7 protein-coding genes are annotated in these 8,914 nt (G+C 68.7%); 6 read left to right on the forward strand and 1 reads right to left on the reverse strand.

Annotated elements, in window-relative coordinates; translation table 11 throughout:
* Positions 1-182: 182 nt before the first annotated feature.
* The gene (locus AB4Y80_RS16645) at positions 183-803 is read right to left on the reverse strand and encodes a TetR/AcrR family transcriptional regulator (RefSeq protein WP_442215453.1); all 621 of its coding nucleotides are present in this window, start codon (positions 801-803) and stop codon (positions 183-185) included.
* 99 nt (positions 804-902) lie between these two features.
* Between AB4Y80_RS16645 and AB4Y80_RS16650 the strand changes: the two genes are divergently transcribed.
* From AB4Y80_RS16650 to AB4Y80_RS16675, 6 genes are all read left to right on the forward strand, one after another.
* Positions 903-2,060, forward strand: coding sequence for an acyl-CoA dehydrogenase family protein (locus AB4Y80_RS16650; RefSeq protein ID WP_442215454.1), 1,158 nt, complete (start codon positions 903-905; stop codon positions 2,058-2,060).
* Positions 2,061-2,086: 26 nt separating this feature from the next.
* On the forward strand, positions 2,087-3,316 hold the full coding sequence (locus AB4Y80_RS16655; RefSeq protein ID WP_442215455.1) for an acetyl-CoA C-acetyltransferase: 1,230 nt from the start codon (positions 2,087-2,089) through the stop codon (positions 3,314-3,316).
* The gene (locus tag AB4Y80_RS16660; protein WP_442215456.1) at positions 3,313-5,481 is read left to right on the forward strand and encodes a 3-hydroxyacyl-CoA dehydrogenase NAD-binding domain-containing protein; all 2,169 of its coding nucleotides are present in this window, start codon (positions 3,313-3,315) and stop codon (positions 5,479-5,481) included. Before AB4Y80_RS16655 ends, AB4Y80_RS16660 begins: the two co-directional genes overlap by 4 nt.
* Positions 5,478-6,365, forward strand: a complete 888-nt coding sequence (locus AB4Y80_RS16665; protein WP_442215457.1) for a crotonase/enoyl-CoA hydratase family protein — start codon at positions 5,478-5,480, stop codon at positions 6,363-6,365. Before AB4Y80_RS16660 ends, AB4Y80_RS16665 begins: the two co-directional genes overlap by 4 nt.
* A 158-nt stretch (positions 6,366-6,523) precedes the next feature.
* The gene (locus AB4Y80_RS16670; protein ID WP_442215458.1) at positions 6,524-7,645 is read left to right on the forward strand and encodes a CaiB/BaiF CoA transferase family protein; all 1,122 of its coding nucleotides are present in this window, start codon (positions 6,524-6,526) and stop codon (positions 7,643-7,645) included.
* A gap of 177 nt (positions 7,646-7,822) precedes the next feature.
* Positions 7,823-8,893 carry an IS110 family transposase gene (locus tag AB4Y80_RS16675; protein ID WP_442215459.1) on the forward strand — a complete coding sequence of 357 codons (1,071 nt, stop codon included), beginning with the start codon at positions 7,823-7,825 and terminating at the stop codon, positions 8,891-8,893.
* The last annotated feature ends 21 nt before the right edge of the window (positions 8,894-8,914 follow it).

Genomic DNA, 8,914 nt, shown 5'->3' on the forward strand with positions numbered 1-8,914 from the left:
CACCGAGCAGAGTTCCCCATAGAGTTGCTTCTCGCACGCCGCTTTCCGTTCTTCAGTTTCTTTTCTTAGACAGTCAGAAACCTAGACGGAAAGCGGCGTGTTTTTCCTTAAGCCACGCCAAACGAACCCACGGATGCGTCAGGAGAGCCCGAAATCGGCGTTTTTCCGACATCTATCGCGGGTCAGTTGCCGAGGGCGGGGATGGTGTCGCGGACAATCGCCAACAACGTCCCGGTCAGCAGCGACTGGACCTGGGCGCGGGAGAGCGTCTTGCGCAGCAGCCATTCCCGGGCGCCGCTGCGGGCCAGGTGGGAATAGACCCGCATCATGGCGCGCACCTGTTCCTGACCTGGGCCGCGCCCGGCCAGCCCCACCGCCTCGATGAGCCGCTCCACGGAGTCGTTTTCCGCCTCGACCAGGATGCGTTCGAGGTCCGGGTCGCGGCCCATTCCCCCCGCGCCCAGCGCCAGCCACGTCCCCCCGGTGTGTTCGAGCGTGTCAAGGAACCAGGTGACCGACGCGTCGACCCGCTCCTGCAGGGAGCCTTCCGGCAGTCCGGCCACGGCCATCTCGGGCACGGTGGAGTTCACCCGGACGATCTCCAGGAACAGCCCGCGCTTGTTGCCAAAATAGTGGTTGATGAGACCGCGGGCCMCGCCCGCGGCCGCCGCGATGTCCGTCGCGGACACGTCCTCGTAGGGCCTCTCGGCAAACAAGCGCTGGGCGCAGGAAAAGATCTGTTGGCGCCGTTCGTCCGGGCTCAGCCGGCGCCGCTCGCGCAGGCCGGGCAGCGGGGCGCTCATGGTGCGCCGATGCCGGTGGACAGGCTCATGGTCATCCCTTTCCTCGGAAACGCCGGAGTGCCATTGACACGATGTCAATAGTTTTGCACTATTGGCAGTATGTCAACAACTGAATTTTCCGCGGCGTGGATCGATGACGATCTGCGCGACGTTGCCACATTGCTGCGGGACTATTTTGTCCAGGAGGTGGCGCCGCGGGAGCCGAAATTCCAGGCGCAGGGCCACCCCGACCGGGACCTTTATGAGCGTGCGGGGGAACTGGGCCTGTGCGGCATGAGCATCCCGGAGGAATACGGCGGCGGCGGGGGCACCTTTGCGCACCTGGCACTGTTGCTGCAGGAACAAACCGCGGCCGGCGCCGGATCCATGGGCTTTGGCGTCAGCGAGGGCATTGTGGCCCACTACCTGCTGGCCTATGCGAGCGAGGAACAAAAACGGCGCTGGCTGCCCAAGCTGTGCAGCGGCCAATGGATTGGCGCCATCGCCATGACCGAGCCGGGCACGGGCTCCGACCTGCAAGCGATCTCCACGCGGGCGCGCCTGGACGGGGACCACTACGTGGTGAACGGCTCCAAGATCTTCATCTCCAACGGCCAGCTGTGCGACCTGGCGGTGATTGCGGTCAAGACCGACTCCAGCCAGGGGGCCAAGGGCATCTCCCTGCTGGTGGCCGAGGTCGGCGACTGCACCCCGGGGTTCACGCGAGGCCGCAACCTGGAAAAAATTGGCCTGAAGGGTCAGGACACCTCGGAGCTTTTCTTTGCGGACCTGCGCATCCCTGCCGAGAACCTCCTGGGCGGTGTCGAGGGGCGCGGCTTCTTCCAGCTCATGGAACAGCTGCCGCAGGAACGGCTCATCACGGCCGTCCTGGCCCAGGCCATCAGCGAGGCCGCCGTCAAGGCCACCCTCGAGTACACCAAGGGCCGCGAGGCCTTCGGCAAGCCGCTCTTTGAGCTGCAGAACACCCGCTTTGAACTGGCCGAATGCGCCACCATCACCCGGGTCAACCGGGTGTTCCTGGACCACTGCATCGGCCGGCACGTTGCCGGCGGCCTCGATGCGGCCACGGCGTCCATGGCCAAGTACTGGATCACGGACAGGACGGGGGAGGTGGTGGACCGCTGCCAGCAGCTCTTTGGCGGCTACGGCTACTGCCTGGAGTACCCGATTGCCGGCATGTATGCCGACAACAGGGTGCTGCGCGTGCTGGCCGGGGCCAATGAGGTCATGAAGGAACTCATCGCCCGTTCGCTGTAGGACCCGACCGGAAGGACAACGCTCCCGTGAGCACGCAAGGAAGCAGCGAAGCAATGGTCTTCGACGCCATCAGGACCCCGCGCGGCCGCGGCAGGTCCGGCTCGCTGCACGGCACCAAGCCGGTGGACCTGGTGGTGGGCCTGATCGATGAGCTGCGCGCCCGCAACCCGGGCCTGGATGAAGACCTCATTGACGACCTCATTCTGGGCGTCGTCTCCCCGGTGGGCGACCAGGGCGCCGTCATTGCCCGCACGGCCGCCCTGGCGGCCGGGATGCCCAACACCGTCGCCGGCATGCAGATCAACCGGTTCTGCGCCTCGGGACTGGAGGCGGTGAACATCGCCGCCCAAAAGGTGCTCTCCGGCTGGGACCAGCTGATCATCGCCGGCGGCGTGGAATCCATGTCCCGCGTGCCCATCGGCGCGGATGGCGGCGCCTGGGCCATGGACCCGGCCACCAACTTTGACACCTACTTTGTGCCCCAGGGCGTTGGCGCGGACCTGATCGCCACCATCGAGGGCTTCAGCCGCACGGACGTTGACGCGTACGCGGTGCGCTCGCAGCGGCTGGCCGCCCGGGCCTGGCAGGAAGGCCGCTTCGCCGACTCCGTCATCCCGGTCCGGGACCGCACCGGCCTGGTGGTGCTGGACCATGACGAACACATGCGCCCCGCCTCCACCGTGGAATCCCTGGCGACGCTCACGCCGTCGTTTGCGGCCATGGGCGAGGCCGGCGGCTTCGACGCCGTCGCCTTGCAAAAGTTTCACACGGTGGAGCGCATCGACCATGTCCACACGGCGGCAAACTCCTCGGGGATCGTCGACGGCGCCGCCCTGGTCCTGGTGGGCAGCGCCGGGATGGGGGAGCGGCTGGGACTGCGGCCGCGGGCCCGGATCGTGGCCACGGCAACGTCCGGCGCCGATCCCACCATCATGCTCACGGGCCCCACACCGGCCACCGAAAAGCTGCTCCAAACTGCCGGCCTGACGGTGGATGACATTGACCTGTTTGAAATCAACGAGGCCTTTGCCGCCGTCGTGCTGAAGTTCCAAAAGGACCTCGGCATCCCGGATGAGAAGCTGAACGTGAACGGCGGCGCCATCGCCATGGGCCACCCGCTGGGCGCCACCGGCGCCATGATCCTGGGCACCATGATTGACGAACTGGAGCGCCGCCAGGCCCGCCGCGCCGTCCTGACCCTGTGCATCGGCGGGGGCATGGGCGTGGCGACCTTGATCGAGAGGGCCGGACATTGACAGACACCATGAAGACCATCCGCTGGGAGCAGGACCCGGACGGCGTCGTCATCCTCACCCTGGACGACCCGGAACAGTCCGCCAACACCATGAATGACGCCTACGCCTCCTCCATGCAGGCGGCCGTGGCGCGGCTGGTGGCCGAGAAGGACTCCATCACCGGCGTCATCCTCACCTCCGCCAAGAAGACGTTCTTTGCCGGCGGCGACCTCAACGACCTCATCACCGCCGGGCCCGGCGACGCGCCAAGGATCTTTGCGCTGGGCCAAATGATCAAGGCTCCGCTGCGCACCCTGGAAACGCTGGGCCGCCCCGTGGTGGCCGCACTCAACGGCGCGGCCCTGGGCGGCGGGCTGGAAATCGCCCTGGCCACCCACCACAGGATTGCCGCGGACACGCGGGGCTCGGTCATCGGATTGCCGGAAGTGACGCTGGGCCTGCTGCCGGGCGGTGGCGGGATTGTCCGCACCGTGCGGCTGATGGGCGTGGCCGACGCCGCCGCGCAGGTGCTGCTGACGGGCCGGCGCTACACGCCGCGCGAGGCCCTGGACGTCGGGCTGGTGGACCAGGTGGTGGGCACCGTGGAGGAACTGGTCCCCGCCGCCAAGGCCTGGATTGCAGCGCACCCCGGTGCCGTCCAGCCCTACGATGTTCCGCACTACAAGATCCCCGGCGGCACGCCGTCAACGCCGGCGTTTGCGGCCATCCTGCCGTCCCTTCCGGCCAATCTGCGCAAGCAGCTCAAGGGCGCCAACTACCCGGCCCCGCGCGCCATCCTGGCCGCCGCCGTGGAAAGCACCCAGGTGGACATCGACACGGCGCTGGAGGTGGAATCACGCTACTTTGTGGAAGTGGCGACCGGGCCGGTCGCAACGAACATGATCAAGGCATTCTTCTTTGACATTGCCCACATCGCCGCCGGCGGCAGCCGCCCCCCGGGGTTTGAGCGGTACACGGCCAAGAAGGTGGCCGTCCTGGGCGCCGGCATGATGGGCGCCGGCATTGCCTACGTGTGCGCCCGCGGCGGCATGGACGTGGTGCTCAAGGACGTGTCGCTGGCGGCGGCCGAGCACGGCAAGGCCCACTCGCGCACGCTCACGGCGCGGGCCGTCGCGCGGGGCAGCTCCACCCAGGAGGCGGCCGACGCCCTGCTGGCCAGGATCACGCCCACCGCCACCGCCGCCGACGTCGCCGGGGCCGATCTGGTCATCGAGGCCGTGTTTGAGAACGTGGACGTCAAGCAGCAGGCGTTCCGGGAGATCCAGGGCCTGCTCGCCGAAGGCGCCGTCCTGGGCTCCAACACCTCCACACTGCCCATCACCGCGCTCGCCGCCGGGGTCACGGACCAGCCCCACTTCATCGGCCTGCACTTCTTTTCCCCCGTGGACAAGATGCCGCTGCTGGAGATCATCGCGGGCAAGAACACCTCGGATGAAACGCTGGCCCGGGCCTTCGACATCGCCCGGCAGCTCGGCAAGACCCCCATCGTGGTCAACGATTCCCGCGGCTTCTTCACCAGCCGGGTCATTGGCACGTTCCTGAACGAGGCCATCGCCATGGTGGGCGAGGGCATTTCCGCCGTTTCGGTGGAACAGGCCGGCGCGCAGGCAGGCTACCCGGCCCCGCCGCTGCAACTGGCCGACGAGCTGAACCTGACGCTGATGAGCAGGATCCACCAGGAGACCAAGGCCGCCCTGGTGCGCGACGGCGGCCGGCAAAAGTACCAGCCCCACCCCGCCTACGCCCTCCTGGACCGGATGATCGGGGAGTTCGGACGCCGGGGCAAGCTCGGCGGCGCCGGCTTCTACAACTACGAAGACGGCCACCGGAGCGGGCTCTGGGAGGGCCTGGCCGACCACTGGGGCGGCACCGCGGAAATCCCGTTCGAGGACATGGTGGAGCGAATGCTCTTTGCCGAGTCCCTGGAAACGGTCAAGTGCCTGGACGAGGGCGTGCTGCGCAGCGTGGAGGACGCCAACGTCGGCTCCATCCTGGGCATTGGCTTCCCCGGCTGGACGGGCGGGGTGGTCCAGTTCATGAACGGGTACGACGGCGGCCTGGCCGGTTTCGCAGCCAGGTCCCGTGAGCTGGCGGCCCGGTACGGGGAACGGTTCCTGCCCCCCGCCTCCCTCGTGGCGAAGGCTGACGCAGGGGAAAGCTGGTGACGGGTGGTGGGGCGGCCGGCCCCGCCTTCACCCCGGCCTGGAAGGCGTTTACGGTGACGGCGGCGCCCCGCCCGGGCGTCGCCGTCGTCCGGCTGGCCGGGCCGGGCCGGGGCAACATGATGGGCCTGGATTTTTGGGCGGAGCTGCCCCAGGTCTTTGCCGCCCTGAACGCCGACGACGCCGTTCGCGCCGTGGTGCTCACGGGCACCGGAAGCCACTTCAGCGTGGGACTGGACGTGGCGGAGGTGCTGGGCCCGTGGCTGGCGAAGCTGGGCGCCGGCCAGGCGCCCGCCGGCCAGGCGCCCGCCGCCACCGCGGCCGTGCGCGGCGAGCTGCTGCGCCTGGTGGGCCGGCTGCAGGAGGGCGTCACGGCCGTGGCCACGTCCCGCATGCCTGTCATTGCCGCCATCTCCGGCTGGTGCATCGGGGGCGGCGTGGATTTGATCAGCGGCGCCGATGTGCGCCTGGCCAGCGCCGATGCGAAATTCAGCCTCCGGGAGGCCCGGCTGGCCATCGTGGCGGACGTGGGCAGCCTGCAGCGGCTGCGCGGGATCATTGGCGAGGGCTCGCTGCGCGAGCTGGCCCTGACGGCCAAGGACATCACGGCGGCCCGGGCGGAGAAGATCGGACTGGTCAATGACGTGTACCCGGACGCGGAGGCGCTCCTGGCCGCGGCCCTGGACATGGCGGCGCAGATGGCGGCAAATTCGCCCCTGGCGGTGGCCGGCACGAAGGCCGTGCTGAACCAGGACCGGGAGGAGGGCATTGCCCGCGGTCTGCGCCACGTGGCCCTGTGGAACGCGGCGTTCCTGCACAGCGAGGACCTGCTGGAAGCCGTGGCCGCCCTGGGGGAGCGCCGGGCGGGCGAATTCCACGGGCGGTGAGTGCCGCCGTCGAGCCTTTCACCGCTTGTGCCCGTCACTGTCAACGACGAGAAGGAGTCACCGTGTATCTGATCCGTGGCCTGCACCGTCCGCTGCGGGCCACGCCGCACACGGCGCGGGCGGAAGCGCTGCCGTCGGCCGGGGCAAAGGGGTAGCGCGTGGGCGGGGCGCTGCAGGGATTGAAGGTGGTGGAGCTCTCCGCCCTGGGCCCGGCCCCGCACGCCGCCATGATGCTCGCGGACATGGGGGCCGAGGTGGTGCGGGTGGTGGGGCCCGCCCCTGCCGTGGGCGGGTACGACGTCGGCACGCATCTGCAGCGGCACCGCATCACGATCCGTGCGGACCTGAAGAAGGCCGGCGACCGTGCGGCCGTGCGCGCGCTGGTCGCCGAGGCCGACGTCTTCCTGGAAGGCTTCCGCCCCGGCACCACCGAGCGGCTGGGCCTGGGGCCGCAGGAGTGCCTGGCGGCCAATCCCGGCCTGGTCTATGCGCGCATGACCGGCTGGGGGCAGTCCGGGCCGCTGGCGCAGCGGGCCGGACATGACATCAACTATATTGCGCTCACCGGCGCCCTGCACGCGATGGGCCCGGCCGGGCAGCCCGTGCCCCCGCTGAACCTGGTGGGCGACTTTGGCGGCGGCTCCCTGTTTGTGGTCACCGGGATCCTGGCCGCCCTCTGGGAGCGGGAACGTTCCGGTGCGGGCCAGGTGGTGGATGCGGCCATGGTGGACGGGGTGGGCGCGCTGTCCCAGCTCATCCTGGAGCTGCGCAGCGTGGGCCTGTGGAACGACACCCGGGGCGCCAACCTGCTGGACGGGGCGGCGCCATACTACCGCAGCTACGCGTGTGCCGACGGAAGGCATGTGGCCGTGGGCGCCATTGAACCGCAGTTTTACGCGGCCCTGCTGGCCGGGCTCGGGCTGGGCGGGGCGGGGGAGGCGATGCTGCCGGACCGGGACGAGCCCGCGAACTGGCCGGCGCTCGCCGATGCCCTGGCGGGGGTGTTTGCCGGGCGCACCCGCAACGAGTGGGTGGAGGTGTTTGAGGGAACGGACGCCTGCGTCACGCCGGTGCTGACGTTTGCCGAGGCCGCCGCGCACCCGCACCTGGCCGCCCGCGGCACCCTGTCGGGTGCCGGCATGAACATTGTGGCGGCCCCGGCTCCGCGCTTCTCCCGGTCGGAGGCGCCCGGCCCCGCGCCGGGCGCCCGCCCACCCGCCGACGCCGGCATTGAGTCGATCATCGACGCCTGGCGGACTCCAACTGACTGTGAGTCTTAGTGGTAGCTGGTCTGGGACTGGCTGGCAGAGTGGGTACTAGCCGTTCCGCCCCGTGGATGTGACTCTTCAACTGACTGGCTCCGTTTGGATGCCTTGTGCGGGACCTGTCCATTCATGGGGTGGTCGGCCACGGCCCTGACCACATGTCCGTCGTAGGGGAAAGGTGGAGGAACCGCTATGTCTATCGTCGCGCATTCTCACCCATTTGTCGTAGGGGTTGATACTCATGCCCGTCATCATGTCTATGCCATCGTTAGTGCCGGCACCGGTGAGTTGGTTGAGGTCCGGGACTTCCCGACCACCGGTGCCGGGATCAAGCGTGCCATCGCGTGGGTGGCCCGCCGTACCGAGGCGGATTTGGCCGCTCTCTGGGTGATTGAGGGTGCGGCCTCGTACGGGGCGATCCTGGCAGGTGTTGTCGCGGCCCGGGGCTACCAGGTTGCCGAAGCAGCACGGATGGATGCCCGCGCCCACCACGGGGTGGGCAAGTCTGACATCCTTGATGCGCAACGGATCGCCCAGGCGGTGCTCCCGGTGGAACAGTCGCACTTGCGCCGGCCACGGCTCAATGACGGGGCCCGGGGGGCGCTGCGGATACTGGTCACCGCCCGTGAGGCGATGACCGGTGAACGGACCAGGGCCGTGAACGCGCTGACCGCCCTGCTACGCGTGAGCAACCTCGGCCTGGATGCCCGCAAGGCCTTGACCGGGGCGCAGATCACCCAGGTCTCCCGTTGGCATGCCCGCGAGGAGAAACTGGCGCTTTCCGTGGCCCGTGCCGAAGCGCTGCGCCTGGCCAAACGCATTGTTGACCTCGATGCGGATCTGAACGGCAATAATAAACAAATTACCGAACTGGTCAAGATCAGCGACGCCGCCCCGCTCCTGGAGGTCAAGGGCTTCGGACCCGTCACCGCCGCAACCTGCCTGACCGTGTGGTCCCATCAGGGGCGGGTCCATTCGGAAGCGGCCTTCGCCTCCCTGGCCGGGGTGAACCCGATCCCGGCCTCTTCCGGCAACACCGTCCGGCACCGGCTTAACCGAGGGGGAGACAGGAGCCTGAACAAGGCACTGCACATCGTCGCCGTCACCCGGATGACCCACGACGAGGAAACCCGCGCATACGTGCAAAAACGACAAGCCCAAGGACGAACAGCCAAGGAAATCCGCCGCTGCCTCAAACGCTACCTCGCCCGCCGCGTCTACCGAACCTTCAACTCACAATCAGCAACCCTCAACACCGCTTGACAAACATAGAAGGGTCCCGCA

Source organism: Specibacter sp. RAF43 (genome assembly GCF_052114065.1).
Taxonomy (GTDB): Bacteria; Actinomycetota; Actinomycetes; order Actinomycetales; family Micrococcaceae; genus Specibacter.